The sequence below is a fragment of the Pseudomonas sp. URMO17WK12:I11 genome (assembly GCF_007677725.1).
Classification (GTDB): Bacteria; Pseudomonadota; Gammaproteobacteria; order Pseudomonadales; family Pseudomonadaceae; genus Aquipseudomonas.
The window spans coordinates 106,180-122,572 of sequence record NZ_VEDF01000012.1; the positions used below are offsets into that span (position 1 = coordinate 106,180).

At 63.4% G+C, this 16,393-nt stretch carries 16 protein-coding genes, 2 pseudogenes and 1 riboswitch; of the genes and pseudogenes, 5 read left to right on the forward strand and 13 right to left on the reverse strand.

What is annotated here, in order from left to right:
* The first annotated feature begins 21 nt into the window (after positions 1 to 21).
* The gene (locus FS665_RS20165; RefSeq protein ID WP_145192567.1) at positions 22 to 2,109 is read left to right on the forward strand and encodes a bifunctional diguanylate cyclase/phosphodiesterase; all 2,088 of its coding nucleotides are present in this window, start codon (positions 22 to 24) and stop codon (positions 2,107 to 2,109) included.
* Here FS665_RS20165 and FS665_RS20170 read toward each other — a convergent pair.
* The gene (locus FS665_RS20170) at positions 2,106 to 2,366 is read right to left on the reverse strand and encodes a DUF1652 domain-containing protein (RefSeq protein ID WP_145192570.1); all 261 of its coding nucleotides are present in this window, start codon (positions 2,364 to 2,366) and stop codon (positions 2,106 to 2,108) included. The genes FS665_RS20165 and FS665_RS20170 overlap by 4 nt on opposite strands.
* A gap of 291 nt (positions 2,367 to 2,657) precedes the next feature.
* On the reverse strand, positions 2,658 to 3,305 hold the full coding sequence (locus tag FS665_RS20175; protein WP_145192573.1) for a DUF1345 domain-containing protein: 648 nt from the start codon (positions 3,303 to 3,305) through the stop codon (positions 2,658 to 2,660).
* Between the two features lie 136 nt (positions 3,306 to 3,441).
* Between FS665_RS20175 and xerC the strand changes: the two genes are divergently transcribed.
* Positions 3,442 to 4,356, forward strand: coding sequence for a tyrosine recombinase XerC (gene xerC, locus FS665_RS20180; RefSeq protein ID WP_145192576.1), 915 nt, complete (start codon positions 3,442 to 3,444; stop codon positions 4,354 to 4,356).
* A gap of 9 nt (positions 4,357 to 4,365) precedes the next feature.
* Here the strand turns inward: xerC and FS665_RS20185 are convergent, their stop codons facing one another.
* The 3 genes from FS665_RS20185 to FS665_RS20195 all read right to left on the reverse strand — a co-directional run bounded on the left by FS665_RS20185 (position 4,366) and on the right by FS665_RS20195 (position 6,741).
* Positions 4,366 to 4,656, reverse strand: a complete 291-nt coding sequence (locus FS665_RS20185) for a hypothetical protein (protein ID WP_145192579.1) — start codon at positions 4,654 to 4,656, stop codon at positions 4,366 to 4,368.
* Between the two features lie 79 nt (positions 4,657 to 4,735).
* On the reverse strand, positions 4,736 to 6,088 hold the full coding sequence (locus FS665_RS20190) for a GntP family permease (RefSeq protein ID WP_145192582.1): 1,353 nt from the start codon (positions 6,086 to 6,088) through the stop codon (positions 4,736 to 4,738).
* Between the two features lie 113 nt (positions 6,089 to 6,201).
* A complete protein-coding gene (locus tag FS665_RS20195; RefSeq protein WP_145192584.1) occupies positions 6,202 to 6,741 on the reverse strand; it encodes a gluconokinase in 540 nt (179 codons plus the stop codon).
* Positions 6,742 to 6,949: 208 nt separating this feature from the next.
* On the opposite strand from FS665_RS20195, the gene FS665_RS20200 reads away from it, so the two are divergent.
* The 3 genes and pseudogenes from FS665_RS20200 to FS665_RS24010 all read left to right on the forward strand — a co-directional run.
* A complete protein-coding gene (locus FS665_RS20200) occupies positions 6,950 to 7,969 on the forward strand; it encodes a LacI family DNA-binding transcriptional regulator (RefSeq protein WP_145192587.1) in 1,020 nt (339 codons plus the stop codon).
* Between the two features lie 215 nt (positions 7,970 to 8,184).
* Positions 8,185 to 8,862, forward strand: a pseudogene (locus tag FS665_RS24005) (PAS domain-containing protein); the annotation flags it as partial.
* A 102-nt stretch (positions 8,863 to 8,964) separates the two neighbouring features.
* Positions 8,965 to 9,399, forward strand: a pseudogene (locus tag FS665_RS24010) (methyl-accepting chemotaxis protein); the annotation flags it as partial.
* Here FS665_RS24010 and FS665_RS20210 read toward each other — a convergent pair.
* The 8 genes from FS665_RS20210 to FS665_RS23555 all read right to left on the reverse strand — a co-directional run.
* Positions 9,374 to 12,622 (reverse strand): transporter substrate-binding domain-containing protein, encoded by a 3,249-nt coding sequence (locus FS665_RS20210; protein WP_145192592.1) that lies wholly within the window; start codon positions 12,620 to 12,622, stop codon positions 9,374 to 9,376. The pseudogene FS665_RS24010 and the gene FS665_RS20210 overlap by 26 nt on opposite strands.
* 8 nt (positions 12,623 to 12,630) lie before the next feature.
* Complete coding sequence (locus FS665_RS20215) at positions 12,631 to 13,245, reverse strand: response regulator transcription factor (protein ID WP_145192595.1); 615 nt, start codon at positions 13,243 to 13,245, stop codon at positions 12,631 to 12,633.
* A gap of 215 nt (positions 13,246 to 13,460) precedes the next feature.
* A complete protein-coding gene (locus FS665_RS20220) occupies positions 13,461 to 13,703 on the reverse strand; it encodes a DUF1272 domain-containing protein (protein ID WP_145192598.1) in 243 nt (80 codons plus the stop codon).
* Between the two features lie 64 nt (positions 13,704 to 13,767).
* Positions 13,768 to 14,520: a precorrin-4 C(11)-methyltransferase gene (gene cobM, locus FS665_RS20225; RefSeq protein ID WP_145192601.1), complete on the reverse strand. Its 753-nt coding sequence runs from the start codon at positions 14,518 to 14,520 to the stop codon at positions 13,768 to 13,770.
* Between the two features lie 27 nt (positions 14,521 to 14,547).
* Positions 14,548 to 14,940, reverse strand: a complete 393-nt coding sequence (locus FS665_RS20230; RefSeq protein ID WP_145192619.1) for a cobalamin biosynthesis protein — start codon at positions 14,938 to 14,940, stop codon at positions 14,548 to 14,550.
* 17 nt (positions 14,941 to 14,957) lie between these two features.
* Positions 14,958 to 15,650, reverse strand: a complete 693-nt coding sequence (locus tag FS665_RS20235) for a CbtA family protein (RefSeq protein WP_145192604.1) — start codon at positions 15,648 to 15,650, stop codon at positions 14,958 to 14,960.
* Positions 15,651 to 15,657: 7 nt separating this feature from the next.
* Positions 15,658 to 15,843: a CbtB domain-containing protein gene (locus FS665_RS20240; protein WP_145192607.1), complete on the reverse strand. Its 186-nt coding sequence runs from the start codon at positions 15,841 to 15,843 to the stop codon at positions 15,658 to 15,660.
* A gap of 104 nt (positions 15,844 to 15,947) precedes the next feature.
* A riboswitch (cobalamin riboswitch) is annotated at positions 15,948 to 16,170 on the reverse strand.
* 25 nt (positions 16,171 to 16,195) lie between these two features.
* Positions 16,196 to 16,393: hypothetical protein (locus FS665_RS23555; protein WP_218570372.1), on the reverse strand; the 198-nt coding region annotated here is incomplete at its 5' end.

Here is a 16,393-nt window from a genome sequence, read left to right on the forward strand (position 1 = left end):
GACCCGACCCTGGTAATCCGAATGCTGACCGGTAGTTATTCCTCTGCGCTGGTACTGATCTCACTCTGCGTAGCCATTCTGGCTTCCTACACAGCCCTCGACATGACAGGGCGCATCGCCACCGCCAAAGGCCGGGCAGTGCCGCTGTGGATGGTCGGCGGCGCGCTGGCCATGGGCATCGGCATCTGGTCGATGCATTTCATCGGCATGCTCGCTTTCAGCCTGCCGGTCGATCTGGGCTATGACATCGGCCTGACTGCCTTTTCCCTGCTGATCGCCGTGCTGTCTTCAGGCTTCGCCCTGTGGCTGGTCAATCAGCCGCAGCTGCCCGCCTGGCAATTGGCGCTCGGCGCGCTGATCATGGGCACCGGCATCGCCTGCATGCACTACACCGGCATGGCGGCGCTGCGCATGCTGCCTGGAATCGACTACGACCCGGCGTTGTTCTCAGCATCCCTGGCGATAGCCGTCGGCGCATCGGCAGCCGCCCTGTGGATTGCCTTCCGCTTGCGTCTGCACACGCCCTACGTGCGGCAGATTCGCGGCCTTGCGGCCATGCTCATGGGCTTTGCCATCGTCGGTATGCACTACACCGGCATGGCTGCAGCGAATTTTCCGCAAGGCAGTTACTGCGGCGCCCTGGCCAATGGGCTGCAGGGCAATGGTCTGGTCTACCTGGTACTGATCACCACCCTGGCGGTGCTGGCGGTGGCGTTGCTCACCTCGGTGCTCGATGCGCGCATGGAGTCACGCACCGCAGCGCTGGCCCACTCCCTGACCCTGGCCAACCAGGAACTTACCCAGCTGGCGCTGCACGATACCTTGACCGGGTTGCCCAATCGCACGCTGCTGGCCGACCGGATCGACCAGGCGATTGGCAAAGTGGCGGAGCAGGGCGGCTGCTTTGCCTTGATGTTCATTGATTTGGATGGCTTCAAACCGGTCAATGACGCGTTTGGCCATCACGTCGGTGACCTGCTCCTGAAGGCCGTCGCGAGCCGCTTGCGCGGTCATCTGCACAGTCAGGATACCCTCGCCCGCATCGGCGGCGACGAGTTTGTCCTGCTGGTCGAGCTGCGCGAGCCTGAAGACGCCATGGACGTAGCGGTCAAGCAAGTGAACCTGGTATCCCGGGCCTTTTGCGTAGCCGAGCATGAGCTGCAGTTGACCGCCAGCCTCGGGATCGTGCTGTACCCAGGCAACGGCCACGATCAGCTGGAGTTGCTGCGCAATGCCGACGCCGCCATGTATCACGCCAAGAGCGTCGGCAAGAACGGCTACAGCTTCTTCGATGCCTCGATGAACAGCAACGCCCGCCAGCAGCTGCAACTGTTGCAGGACCTGCGTGTAGCCCTCGAGCAGCGCCAGTTTCGGCTGCATTACCAACCTAAGTTCGACGCCCAGGCGTGCGTCGCGATCGGCGCCGAGGCATTGTTGCGCTGGGAGCATCCGGTACACGGCCTCATACCCCCGGACCGTTTCATTGGGCTGGCAGAAAAAACCGGTCTGATCATCGCGGTCGGGGAATGGGTGCTGGATGAAGCGTGCCGGCAGATGCGGCTGTGGCTCGATGAGGGGTATGCGGGCTGGCGCATTGCAGTGAACCTATCGGCCATTCAGTTCTGCCATGCCGGCCTGGTGGACAGCGTCGCCCGTGCCTTGCAGGCCAACGGTCTGCCAGCCAACCGCCTGACGCTGGAAATCACCGAAAGCACGGCCATGCACGATGCCGACGTCAGCCTGAACGTACTGCAGCGCCTCGCGGACATGGGCGTGGACTTGTCCATCGATGACTTCGGCACGGGCTATTCCAGCTTGATGTACCTCAAGCGACTGCCGGCCAATGAGCTGAAGATCGACCGCGGTTTCGTGCGTGACCTTGAGCAGGACAGCGACGATGCGGCAATCATTACCGCGATCGTCGCACTGGGGCAGGCGCTAGGGCTGCGGATCGTGGCGGAGGGGGTCGAGACCGAAGGGCAGCAGGCGTTTCTAACCCATCTGGGCTGCGATGCCCTGCAGGGCTATTTGCTTGGCCAGCCCGTGCCGCCGGATCAGTTCATGGCCAACTTGCAAGCCTGGCATCTGCAGCGCGCCCTGGCTATCTAGCCGACTTCGCGCAGCGGCAACACAGGGGCGAACGTGTCCAGTTCGACCTCGACCGCTTCGATGATGCGTTCGACGTCCGCTGCGGCCATGATGGCCGTGCACGGGATGCCGGCAATGGCCAGCAAGGTCTCGCCCGTGGCACGATCGAACAACCGGACGACCATGCTGCGCGGGGCATCCATACAGGCTTCGAAGCCCAGTGGATGAAAGTGCCAGCGCATTACCTGGCAAGCATTGGGAAACGTCATCTTGTTCATGCCTGCCTCCTTGTCCGCATCGGGACCTGTTCGGCGAATGGGCGCTGGCGGGGCTGTCGGGAAGGTAACGATAGCACCTGACATAGACCACAATGCTGGTGAAATAAGGCAATTGTTCGAGCCCATGAAACCGTTCACATTGCTCGGCGATGGCGCTTGCAGCCGGATAGGCGTGCGCAAACGCTTGCCTGCCACATTCTAAAGGCACATCGCGTTCATTCGGCGAAGTTGCGCTGACCCAGCACGCTGTAGCTTTCTGACGGGCGGTAGGCATTGCCGGTCTTGGTCGACCTAGCCGAGCAAGCCGGCCGCAATATTGATGGTGAAGCCTAGAATGGCCGTATTGAAGACGAATCCAACCAAGGATTGCGCCAGCACCACCCTGCGCATGGCCCGACCACCCACCCCGACATCGGAGGTCTGCACTGCGACACCGATGGTGAAAGAAAAATAGTGGAAATCCCAGTAATCCGGGTTGCGCTCGTCGTCAGCGAAACGCAGCGTTGGTTGTGAGCCATCGTGGGTATAGAAGAGGCGTGCGTAATGCAGGCTGAATATGCAGCCAATGAGCAGCCATGAACCCGCTACTGTGAGCCCGGTGTAGAGGTAGTGCAAAGCCTGGGCGCTGCCATGCAAGCCGCGGCTCGACGCCAACTGCAAGGTGACCGCCGCCAGGCTGGCAATCGCGGCCAGGCAGACCGCGAACAGGACCAGACGGGCATTTTCGTCCTCCACCTGGGCGACCTGCCGCACTTTGTCCGCACTGGCGCTGCAGGTCAGCCACAACACCAGCAGCAGGTACAGCCACACACCGCAGTTCCAGCCCGCGAGCATGCGTTGGATCGGGTCGTCGGCCGGTAGCAGCCAGGCACCGACGACGCCGACCAGCGCGGCGATGCTCAGGCGGGGATGAGTGCGGGTCAAGCGATGAAGCGCCATAGGGTCTCGCAGCTGTCGGTCAGGGCCAATCCCTTTACAGCACAGACTGCCGACGGCAGTCCCGGTTCGATCACGCGCTGCGCTTTACGGTACCATGGCGGTCAGTTGCCCCCCGATTCGCTGCAGGATTCCTGTTTTGTCCGATCTACCGCCTAACCCATTGCTGCAATACCTTGCCCGCCTGGCACCTTCCAGCCAGCAGACCATGCGCTACATTCTGCAAGATGCAGCCGACCGGCTTGGCTTCATCGACTGCAATCTGTCCGAGGTGCCCTGGCACCGCCTGGAGCCGGGCCATGTGATCGGTCTGGTGGCAGCACTGCGTACCGACGGCTATGCGCCCAACAGCTCCTCGTTGTACGTCAATGCGGTGCGCGGGGTGATGAATGAAGCGTGGCGCCAGGGCCTGATCGATCATGAGCACTTGCTGCGCATGCGTGAGGTCAAGCCAGCTTCCGGCAGCCGCCTGCCGCCGGGCCGCAACTTGCGGCGCAGCCTGATCCGAGAGTTGATCGACGTCTGCGAGGCCGATCCGCGGCCTCAAGGGATTCGCGATGCGGCGATCATTGCCTTGCTGTACGGCACCGGCATGCGCAAGTCAGAGTCGGTGGACATAGACCTTGAGCAAGTCGATTTTGAAGCGCGTAGCCTGCAGGTGACAGGCAAAGGCAATCGCCAACTGATCAAATATGCCCCGGCGTGGGCATTCGACAAACTCAATGCGTGGCTGCAAGTTCGCCGTGATGCATTGCCTGCAGGCGCGGCGGATGACTCATTTCTGTTCAACCGGATCCGCCGAGGCAATCACATCACCCGTGCCAGGATCACCAAGCATGCGATCTACTACATCGCACGACAGCGCGGTGCGCAGGTGGGCGTGAAGATCATGCCGCACGATTTTCGCCGCGCGTTCATCACTCGGGTAATTGAGGAGCATGATCTGTCGATTGCTCAGAAATTGGCACACCATGCCAACATCCAGACCACGGCCAGTTACGACCGGCGCGACGACAATGAACGACGCCGCGCGGTCGATCGCTTCGATTACTGAGCGCACGCGTCAGCGCTGTGCGCCGCCACCTTCGCCGCCGGCGCCTTCCGAGCCCGTGCCGTCCATGCCAGGCAGGTCGCGGTTGTCCTTGGTTGTGGTCGGAGGACTGTCAGGGTCGTTGCCCTGCAGGCGTGGATCGGTATCCCTCGGCATGGGCTTCTCAATCGGGTTGAGGGTACTGTCCACACCCGGCTGTGGCGCCGGGTTGTGCGGATCATCGGGATAGGTTGGGCCAGTGCCCACCGCCAGGGCCAGCGGCGAGGTCAGCAGGGCAGCCAACAGCAGGGTTGATCGGGTCATGGCAGGCTCCTTTGCATCGATTGGGGTCACGTGTTGGAGCCTGTGCGTCAACCTCAGGTGCCATGGACCCGATCAGCGGTCAAACCACCGTCGACAGCAGCATGATGAAGATGATGCCGACCACCGAAAGAATGGTTTCCATCATGCTCCAGGTCTTGAAGGTCTCTGCCACGGTCATGTTGAAGTACTGCTTGACCAGCCAGAAGCCTGCATCGTTGACGTGCGACAGGATCAGCGAGCCGGCGCCGGTGGCCAGCACCAGCAGTTCACGGTTGACCCCAGGCACCAGGTCGATCACGGGCGCGACGATACCGGCACCGGTAATGGTGGCCACGGTCGCAGAGCCCGTGGCGATACGAATCACCGCCGCCACCAACCACGCAAGCAGGATCGGCGAGATTTCGGCCTGGACCGCCATCTGGCCGATGACATTGCCCACGCCGGTGTCCACCAGCATTTGCTTGAAGCCACCACCGGCACCGACGATCAGCACGATGGCCGCAGTCGGTGCCAGGCTCTGGTCGAGCATCTTCATGATCTGCTGGCGGCTGAACCCGCGTGCCGAGCCAAAGGTATAGAAGGCCAGCAGCAAGGCGGCCAGCAGCGCAGTGATCGGGTGGCCGATCAGGTCCATCCATTGGCGGAAGATGTGCTCGGCCGGCAATACCACGTCGGCGAACGTCTTGAGCAGCATCAGGGCCACCGGCAGCAATACCGTGACCAGGGTGATGGTGAAACTGGGCAGGTTGCTCTGGTCCGACTCCTTGGCGATCTGATCCATCAGCTCCTGCGACGGGTTGCCAGGGATGTAGCGGGCGATGAAATTGCCGAACAGGGGGCCGGCGATCACTGCCGTCGGCAGCGCTACCAGCAGGCCGTAAAAGATGGTCTTGCCGATGTCAGCGTGAAAGATGCCAATCGCCAGCAGCGGCCCTGGATGCGGAGGCACCAACCCGTGAACCACCGACAAGCCGGCCAGCAGCGGAATGCCGATCTTGATCAGCGATACGCCCGAGCGGCGGGCGACGATGAACACCAGCGGAATCAACAGCACGAAGCCGATTTCGAAGAACAGGGGAATGCCCACGAGGAACGCGGCGAACATCATCGCCCAGTGCACATTCTTTTTGCCAAAGGCGCGAATCAGCGTCTGCGCGATCTGGTCGGCCCCGCCAGAGTCGGCCATCAGCTTGCCCAGCATGGTACCCAAGGCAAGCACGATGCCGACAAAACCAAGCACCCCGCCGAAGCCGTCCTGGAACGACTTCATGACCTTGGCCACCGGCATGCCTGAGGTCAGGCCGAGAAAACCTGCGGCCAGGGTCAGGGCGACGAAGGGGTGCACCTTGAAATGCGTGATCAGCACAATCAGCCCGACGATGGTGACCAGCGCATCGAGCAGCAGGAAGGTATCTGTAGCCAGTCCGAACATGATAGTAAGGCCTCGATCTTATCGTTGTTTTTTGGCGTAACGTTGGGTTGAACTTTTACCGCCGCGAGGCGTCGAGACAGCGCTGTCTCTGGTGAGCCGGAAAAACCGCCGGTTCAGGCAGTCTGCGCCAGGCTCCGCTCACCGTGCGGCTTTAGCCAGGCATCTACCGCCTCGGCCAGCACGGCAATGGGTTGGGTGGCATCCAGCGGCACGGTCAAAGGTTCACCGTGGGGCGCCTCGAGGGCGGCGAACTGGCTGTCGATCAGGCTCGCTGGCATGAAGTGTCCAGGGCGAGCGAGCACACGCTTCTCAGCTTCTTCCGGGGTCAGTTCGAGAAACACGAAAACCAGCCCAGGGACAGCTGCGCGCAGGGTATCGCGGTACCTGCGCTTGAGCGCCGAACAGGTCAGGATCGGCCGCTCGCCAGCTTTCATGACCGCTTGCAGCTCCTCGCCCAGGCGCACCAGCCAACCGGCGCGGTCGTCATCGTCGAGCGGGATGCCCGCGCTCATCTTGCGGATGTTTTCGGCAGGGTGAAAGGCGTCGCCTTCGATCAGGCGACCACCGCTTCGCAAGGCGATGGCGGCGCCGACGCAGCTTTTGCCGCATCCGGCCACGCCCATCACCACGATGGCAGACAGGGAAGAATTCATCAGTACCTCCTGCGGGGTGAGACAGCGCTGTCTTGAAGCGAACGCACAGCCGTCTCCCCGGTGTTATTGATCTTGTCCTAACGCAGTATGGACGCTCGGCAGCGTGCTGCAGGCGCAGCACTGAAGATTAGGTTTGCCTGCGTCCTGAGACAGCGCTACCTTAGTGGCCGTTCCTTCATCCTGCAAGCGGTAAAAAATTACACACTCCATGGCGCGCATAGGCTCACGTACCACCGGTCGTCCCACCCTGGCAGAAGTCGCCAGGTTGTCTGGGGTTTCCCCCATTACCGCCTCACGCGCGTTGCGCGGTGTCAGCACGGTTGCACCTGCGCTGGTCGAGAAAGTCATGGCCGCTGCCGCGAGCCTGGGCTACGTCGCCAATCCGGCGGCCCGCGCCCTGGCATCGGCGCGCAGCCAATCGGTGGTGGTGTTGATCCCGTCGCTGTCCAACCAGCTGTTCATCGATACGCTCGAGGCCATTCACGATGTGATGCGCCCGCGCGGCCTGGAGGTGCTGATCGGCAACTACCATTACGACATCGATGAAGAAGAGAACCTGATCCGCAATTACCTGGCCTATCAACCCTGCGGCATGCTACTCACAGGTTTTGATCGCAGCGACGCTTCGCGGCAGATGCTCGCCGCCAGCGCCGTGCCCTGCGTGCACATGATGGAGCTGGGCGGCGAGCCCGGCACGTTGTCGGTCGGTTTTTCCCAGCAGCAGGCAGGACGTGCTGCCGCCAGGCACCTGATCGAGCGAGGCCGGCGCCGTTTGGCATTCATTGCCGCGCAGCTCGACCCACGCGTGATGCAACGCGCCGAGGGCTTTCGGCAGGCACTGCGCGAGGCCGGCCTGCATGCCAGCGAGCTGGAGGTTCTTGCCCCGCAACCGTCTTCCATCGCATTGGGCAGCGAGCTGTTCAGCCAACTGATGGCGCAGGCACCCGACGTCGACGGCATATTTTTCTGCAACGACGACCTGGCTCAAGGCGCGGTTTTGCAAGCGCTGCGCCAGGGCATCGAGGTGCCGCGCGAAGTCGCCATGGTCGGTTTCAACGACCTGCCGGCCTCCGCCCACATGGTGCCGCGCCTGACCTCCATTCGCACGCCGCGGGCCGCCGTCGGGCGTAGCGCGGCGCAGGCGTTACTGGCCTTGCTCGACGGTAAACGGGTCAGCGATGAGCAGCAGGATCTGGGCTTTGAGCTGATGGTGCGCGAAAGCTCCTGAAGCCTGCGGGTTGGCGCGCGCCAGGCACCTTCACCGGGTGATGAAAGGCGGCTTGCAGGGCGACAAGGGCGATCTATGCTCATGAAAAATCCGCCCAGCAAGGACGCGCCATGTTCGATTTTCATCGCAAGTCTGACCTCCTTGAAATCCAGCGCAGCCACGCGGCCTTGGCCCAGGTCCAGGCCAAGCTTGCAGCGATCAGCCGCTGCATGGCGATGATCGAGTTCGCGCCTGACGGCACCATCCTCGATGCCAACGCGCAGTTCTGCCAGGCGATGGGTTACAGCGCGGACGAATTGCGCGGCAAGCACCACCGGCTGTTTTGTGAGCCTGCCTATGCCAGCAGTGCCGAGTACCAGCAGCTCTGGCGCGAGCTGGCCCAGGGCAGGGCGCTCAGCGGCACCTTCGAGCGGATCGACAAGGCGGGGCGCGAGGTGTGGCTGGAGGCGAGCTACATGCCGGTGCTCGACGAGCAGCAGCAGGTCAGCAGCGTCATCAAGGTGGCGGCCGACATCAGTCAGCGGATCAAGCAAGAGCACGAGAGCGAAAGCCTGCTCAACGCCATCGGCCGGTCGATGGCGGTGGTGGAGTTCACCCCACAGGGGCGCGTTAGCACAGCCAATCGAAATTTCCTCGACACCATGGGCTACCAGCTCGAGGAAGTGCAAGGTCGCCATCATGGCCTGTTCTGTCACCCTCATGAGCGCGAGTCGGCCGGGTATCGTGAATTCTGGGCCTCGCTCAATCGCGGGGAGTACCACTCGCACCGTTTCGAGCGGGTCAACAAGCACGGCCAGACCGTTTACCTGGAGGCTTCATACAACCCCATCTTCGACAGCAAAGGGCGGCTGTACAAGGTGGTCAAGTTCGCCACCGACATCACCGCCCAGGTCAGCACCCAGCAAAGTGCCGCAGACGCGGCCCATGCCAGCTCGGTGCAAACCGACGCCTGCGCGCGCAAGGGTACCGAGGTGGTACAGCAGACGGTCGCGGTCATCGAGCAGATATCCCAGGAATTGAGCGATGCCGCGCGCAGCATCGATGCGGTGAGCAGGCAGTCGGATGTGATCGGGCAGATTGTCCTGACCATCCGCGGCATCGCCGATCAAACCAACCTCCTGGCGCTGAACGCCGCTATCGAGGCAGCCCGTGCCGGTGAGCATGGCCGTGGCTTTGCCGTGGTCGCCGACGAGGTGCGCAGCCTGGCCGCACGGACCAGCAAGGCCACGCTGGAGATCGTCGATGTGGTACGGCAGAACCACGACCTCTCGTTGACGGCCGTGGCGAGCATGCAGTCAAGCCTGTCGCGCACTGGGCGCGGGGTTGCCCTGGCCAATGAAGCGGGCACGGTGATCATGGAGATTCAGCAAGGCTCACGGCATGTGGTCGATGCAATCAGCCAGATCAGTTCGACATTGCAATTGCACTGAGGGTGTCGTCGAGCTCGACCAGCAGGGCCTGCAGGCTAGCCTCCAGCTGCTGGCGCAGACCGGCGGTGGGCAGGCCGTTGCGATGAGCGTCCTCGATGGCTTCGCAGCGTTTGACTACGCCGTGTACGCGCAGCATTTTGGCGCCGCCCTTGATCCGGTGAGCCAGGGCACGCAAGGCTTCCCCCGCGCTGCTGGCATCGAGCGCTTGCAGCGCGGCCAGATCCTCGCGGGCGCTCTTGGCCAGTTGCTCGACCAGGCGCTGGGTCAGCTGCACGTCGTCCTGGGTCAGGTGGCGGAGTTGCTGCAGGTCGAAACCGCTACTGCTGGCGTGTTCCTGCTGGGCGGCAGGTGGCACCTGCGGCAGGTGCGCCTTGAGCGTGCGCAGCCCGATTGGCTTGAACAGGCAGTCGTCCATGCCGCTGTCGATGCAGCGCTGACGCTCCTCGGCCTGGGCATTGGCGGTCACACCGATGATGCTGCAGGCAGGGCGGCCGAGTTCGCGCTCCAGCTGGCGGACCTGACGGCTGAGCGCGTGGCCATCCATCACCGGCATGCTGCAGTCGGTCAGAATCAGGTCGAACGCCTGGTCCTGCCAAAGCGCCAGCGCCGCCTCGCCGTTTTCCGCCAGCGTCACACGGTGGCCAAGGCTGTTGAGCTGTTTTTCCAGCAGCAGCAGGTTGGCCGGGTAGTCGTCGACCACCAAGATGTTCAGCGGACCGCCGCTGGACTCATCGGCGGTAGTCGGGAGCAGGGCTGGCGCCGGCGCCTCGGTCATCGGTAGTTGCAGTTGGACCCGTACCCGCGTGCCGACGCCTTCCACGCTTTGCAGCTCGAGCGTGCCGCCCATCAGCTCGGCCAGGGTCCGGCTGATGACCAGGCCCAGCCCCGCGCCTTGGCTGGCCCGTGGCCCCGCAGCCTGGCTGAAGGTGGTGAACAACCTGGCCTGATCGGCAGGCGTGATGCCGATGCCTGTATCGACCACCCCCAGTTGCACTAGACGCTGCTGGTCAGCCACGCCTGGGCTGATCGCCAGCTGCGCGCGGACTTGGCCTTGGTCGGTGAACTTGATGGCATTGCTGAGCAGGTTGGACAGAATCTGCTTGAGCCGCAGAGGGTCCGCCAGCACCCATACCGGCTCAGAGGGCAGATCGGCTTGCAGGTGTAGCCCTTTGGCCCGCGCATTGCCGTCGAACACCCGGACGATGCTGCGCACCAGCTCTACCAGGTCGGTGGGGACCGGCTGCAAGGTCATCCGCCCGGATTCGATGCGCGATATGTCCAGTATGTCGCCAATCAGCGCCAGCAGGCCCACCGCCGAGTCGTGGGCGGTCTGCAGCGTCTGGGCGTCGCAGCGGCCGTTGCGGTTGTCTTCCAGCGCCATCTCCAGCAGGCCGATCACTGCGTTCATCGGCGTGCGAATTTCATGGCTCATGGTCGCCAGGAATGTGCTCTTGCTCTGGCTAGCCTGCTCGGCGTCGTCCTTGGCGTGACGCAGTTGCTCGAGCAAACCGCGGCTGAGCGTGAGCTGCGCCTGCAATGCGCGCTGGGCCTCGGTACGCTGGTTGATCAGCTTGCGCAGGTAGCTGTTCCAGAACACCACCCCGGCCAGCAGCAGTGCCGACAGTACCAGCACCTGCAAGGTCAGCGTGCGGTAGTTGCGCCAGGGGCTGTCACTGACCAAGGTACTGGTGCGCCAGCGGTTGACCAACTGGTCCAGCTCCTCCGGCGGAATGCTCAGCAGGGCCTTGTCCAGGATCGACTGCAATTGCGGCAAGTTGGGCGCCACGGCGAATGCGGCTACCGCTGGGTCGTCGTCCAGAACGCTGGCGATCCGCAACTGATGCTTGAATACCTGGTTGATGTAGTACGAGGCGTTGATGTGGCTGCTGTAGGCCACGTCGGCCTCACCGTTGGCCACCGCTTCCATCATGCCCAGGGGATTGTTCTTTTTCACCAGTACTGCGGCGGGGAAGCGACGCTGCACGTTAGCCAGCAGATGCGAGCCATCGAGCAATGCGATGCGCTGCGGCCATACCGACTGATAACGGCTCACCAGTACCCGCGGGCTGACCAGGTAGGGGCGGGTGTAACGTAATCGATTGGCGCGTTCAGGGCTGTAACCCAGGGCGCCGATCATGTCGGCCTTGCCCTGGGCGACCTGATCGAGCATGGTGCGCACGGTGCCACGCTCGATGAACGTGAACTGCAGTCCGGTGCGCAGGGCGATCTGCTTGAGCAGGTCGATGGTGATGCCGCTGATCTGCTGTTGCGCGTCATTGAAGGTCAGGGGCGCCAGCGCGGTATCGACCAGCACGCTCACTACCGGGTGGCCTGCGATCCATTGCCGTTCCTCATCGGTCAGAGCGGTCAATTCGCGCTCCAGCAGCAGGCTGGTATTGCCACTGCTCCAGCGGCGCAGGATGGTCAGGCGTTCACTCTCGGTGATCCTGGCCATGGCGGCATCGACCAGACGGCGTAGCTGCAGGTTGCTGCCGGCGAAGGCGAAGGCAAACGCGCCTGGCGCGCCATGGGCGAAATGGTCGATCTTGACCATGCCTTGGTAGCCTTTGCCGATCATGTAGTCGGTGCTGATCGCATCGCCCAGATAGGCATCGGCCTGGCCCAGTTCAACGGCGGCCAGCCCGGCCACGGTCGAGCGATAGAGGCTCAGTTGGGCCTTGGGGTAGAGCGCCCGCACGGCTTCCCCTGGCAGGTAGTGATCGACGGTGGCCAGACGCAGGCCGGTCAACTCACGGTCCTTGAGGGTGTAATCCTGGCGGGTGACGATCACCGGTAGATCATCCGCGTAAGGCTGACTCAGGGTCAGCTTGGCATCAGCCGCTTCGAAGGCATTCGAGCTGCCCAGCAGGTCGATCTTGCCAGCATGCAGGGCGGCAATCGCCTCATGCCGGCTGGCGAATCGCCGGACCTTGATCGGTATTCCCAATTGCTCGGCGATCAGCCCGGCGTAGTCGGCGCTGAGGCCCTCATAGTCGGCCAGGCTCACGTTGATTTCGAAGGGTGGATAATCCGGCCGTGAGCTGCCCAACAGCAAGGTGCCGCGCTGACGCAGCCACTGGCGGTCGGCGTCGTCGAGTTGCAGCGGTTGCCCGGCACTGATCGCGCGGGCCAGCAGATGGCGTGGCTCGCCCTCGGCCTGTGCCAGCAACGGCAGGCCGAGCAGACCCAGCAGCAGGGTCACGATTCGCAGTGCGCGAGCCATCGGCATGCTCAGTTGACGTGGTTGCGTTTGGCCAGGTCGACCATTTCTACCAACGACTCAGTCTTGAGTTTCTCCATGATGCGGCCGCGGTAGGTACTGATGGTCTTGGCACTGAGGTTCATGCAGGCGCCGATGTTCTTGTTGTTCTCGCCTCGGGTCAGGCGGCGCAACACCTCCATCTCACGGTTTGACAGGCTGCTCAGGCGCTCGGGCTCGCTTTCCAGCGTGTTGCTGTTGACCGACATCTGCGGAAAGGTGGAGTAGCCCTTGATCAGGGCCTTGAGTGCGAAGACGACGGCTTCGAGGTCTTCGCCCTTGGTGACAAACGCGCCAATGCCGGCATCCAGGCAACGGCGCACGTACAGGTCGGTGGCTTGCCCGGTCAACACCATGATCTTCGGCGCCGGTTCCTGCTGTTGCAGGCGCTTGATCACTTCCATGCCGTCCAGACCGGGCAGCCCGATATCCAGGACCACGACATCGGGCCGCAACTCGCGAACTTTTTGCGCGACTTCGCTGCCGTTGTCGACTTCACCGACGATGCGAAAGCGCTCCCGTTCAAGCAATATGCGCAAGGAAAACCGGACAATGGCATGGTCATCCACGATCAGCACGGTTGTCATTTAACTAACTCCTGTCGGAATGTGGTCGATTTCCTGAGGCGATCAGGACTGTGTCTGCGAGCTTTTTCTGCTGGGCGGCACGATACGACCATTCCCGATCCAGGGTAATGGCGAGTATAGATGTGTTGAGCAAGCGAGCCGGTATTGTGGAAATTTCCTACAAAAAACGGCTCAAAGGCACTGCTGCAACGGGCAGTGCCTGTGCTGCGCAGGGGTCAGGCGCAGGGGGGGTGAGGCTTGGTGACGCGCAGCGTCGAGCCGGGGTTGTTGCGCAATGCCTGGCCGACCCGCGCAGGCCGCGCGAGCAACTGGCCGGCGCAATTGGGGCAGCGCCCGTGCAGGCGCTGTGCGGCGCAGTCGTGGCAAAAGGTACATTCGAACGAGCAGATCATGGCGTTCGGGCTGTCGCCGGGCAGGTCGATATCACAACATTCGCAATTTGGCCGCAGCTGCAACATGGTAACCCCCTCGTATGTCTTGGATCTCGCAGTCTGCGCCGAGCTGTGCCTGGCTGGCAATGCACTAGGGTGCAGGGCGATACAGGTGCGCATGGCCTGCGCGGTAAAGCGCAGAATCTGCGAAGGGCGCATCCCCCAGCACATGCCCGACCAGAATCAGTGCGGTGCGCTTGAAGCCCTTGACGGCGACCTGCTCGACTATGTCAGCCAAGGTCGCGCGCACCCAGTCCTGGTCCGGCCATGTCGCCCGGTGCACCACCGCCACCGGGCACTGCGGGCCGTAATGCGGCAGCAGTTGCTCGACGATTTGTGCCAGGTGCTTGACCCCCAGATGGATGGCGAGGGTGCTGCCGTGACGGGCCAGCTCGGCCAGTTGCTCGCCGGCGGGCATGGGCGAGCTGTCGCCGTAGCGGGTGAGGATGACTGTCTGCGACACTTGCGGCAGGGTCAGCTCGCAGCCGAGCAGCGCTGCGCTGGCGGCCGTGGCCGTGACCCCGGGGATGATCTGGTAATCGATCCCAAGCTCGCGCAGCTGGCGAATCTGCTCGCCGATGGCCCCGTACAGGCTTGGATCGCCACTGTGCACGCGGGCTACGTCCTGCCCGATGGCATGGGCGGTGCGCATCGCTTCGATGATCTGTTCAAGGTGCAGCTCGGCGCTGTTGATCACGGTATGCGCCTGATGGCCCTCGAGCACCGCAGCGGGTACCAGCGAGCCTGCGTAGATGATCACGGGGCATTGGCGGATCAGGCGTTGGCCCTTGACCGTGATCAACTCGGGGTCGCCGGGGCCGGCGCCGATGAAATAGACCGTCATGGGTTAATCCTTGCAAGGTGAAATGAACTAGGCAGGGCAGGCCAGCGCCAGCGTCGCGGGCCCGAGGACCTGGCGGGTGACGATGAGCTGCGCCGCTGGGTGATCGCTGCAGGCCAGGGCCAACGCCGCGCTTTCGGCCACACCCCAGCAGCCGGTGTGGGCATGCGCCAGGGTCGAGCGGTGGCTCAATTGCGGCTCGAACCGTCGCAGTTGGTCGGCGCTGAAGCCTAGCAAAGGCAGGGCGAAATGGGCAGCGAGCTGCTGCAGACCGGGTTCGGCGGCCTTGCCGGTGATGCTGGCAAGACCGTGCAGCGCCGAGATGTCCCACCCGTACTGGCTCAGCACCTGGTGTAGCAATGTCTGCAACGCGAGCATGGAACAGCCACGGCGGCAGCCGAAACCGGCATATAACGCCGGCATCGGCGTGACGGCGGCCATCAGCTGTGGCGGGGTCGACGATACAGCCAGGCGCTGAGCAGGCCCAGTGCGAGCCAGAACGCGGCGTTGGTCAGCCAGGAGGCGATCTTGAATTGGGTTTCGAGGGCTTCGGGTGCCAAGCTCTGGTGCACTTCAGGCTGCGGCGCGCCGATCAGGTGTGGCATCACCAGCAAGACGGCGCCCACGGCCTTGAGCCACTTGGGTGCGGCGAACACCAGCAGCGCCAGACCCAGCGCCGTAGCGGCTGCGGTGCCGATCCACCAGCTTTGGCGTTGGCCGAGATCGGCAGCAGCGGTGCCCGGCAATTCCGGTGGCAAGCCCAGCGTCGGTGCGAGGCAGAACACGGCGAAGCCTGCCAGCCCCCAGAGTGCACCGGTGCCGGTGCGGCTGGGTTCGCGCAAACTGTAGAGGGCGGCGAGGATCAAGGCGAAACCGACTGCCACCACCAGGTTGGCACCCGTGGTGGAGAGCACGCGCTGCCAGCCGTCTTGCGGCGACCAGGCATCATGGCTATGGCCGTGGCCCTCTTCGGCGCTGTCGCCGTGGCTGTGGTGTTCAGCGACGGGTGCCGCGCTTTCATAGGTCTCGGCCTGCAGGATCAGCGGTGCGACCCAGAGGCTTTGCAGCAGGGTCAACAGCAGGGCGGCGAGCAGGCCGCTGAACCCTGCGGTGCGGGCGATGCGTTTGAGCATAACGACCTCAGTGGCAGGGGAAGGCGGCGCTGTGGCGGGTGTCGTGCGCGGCGTTGTGCACGGCTTCGATGTGAGAGAAGCCGGCAAAATAGACCAGGCACAGTCCCAGCAGGCTGGCGCCGATGGCGATGACCAGGCGCTGGCTGAGCGTGATGGGCGTGCTGATGCTGGTTTTGGCGCTGGTGGTGGGCATGACGCGGTCCTCTACTTCGCTGTTGGGGGCAACGGGCGATGCTCAGGCGCGGCGGGGCGCGGGCGTGGTGTGCCCGAGGCCTGCAACAGCGCCCGCCCACCGCGGGTTGTTCATGGACGCCAGGCCGGTCTCCGGGCTTGCGAGGAGGAGCGGGGCTCCCTGGCAAGCGTCACCTTCCCATGCCGTACGGCTGGCACAGTGGTTTGGACGCTTCGCTCGCTTACCGTTGCGGGGGCAGCATCGGCATTGTCTGGCCCCTGTGGGACCAAGACGCACCGATTTCCCGTTTCACCCCCGGGTGGGGGCACCTGACGCAATGCGTAAGGAGAGCACGAGGCGATGATGCCGTCAATTACACATGCAAGTACCACTGCTCGCGCTCGCGCTTGCTCTTGCTCTTGCTCTTGCTCTTGCTCTTGGCTTTTGCTCTTGCTTCTAAGCGCGCAATAGTCCAGACAACGCAAATCGCGACTTCAGGAGGCCGAGCGTAGGCGTCTGGAGGGCCCAGGGTGCGTAGCACCCCCGACGGCGTAGCCGGAGGACGCGAGCT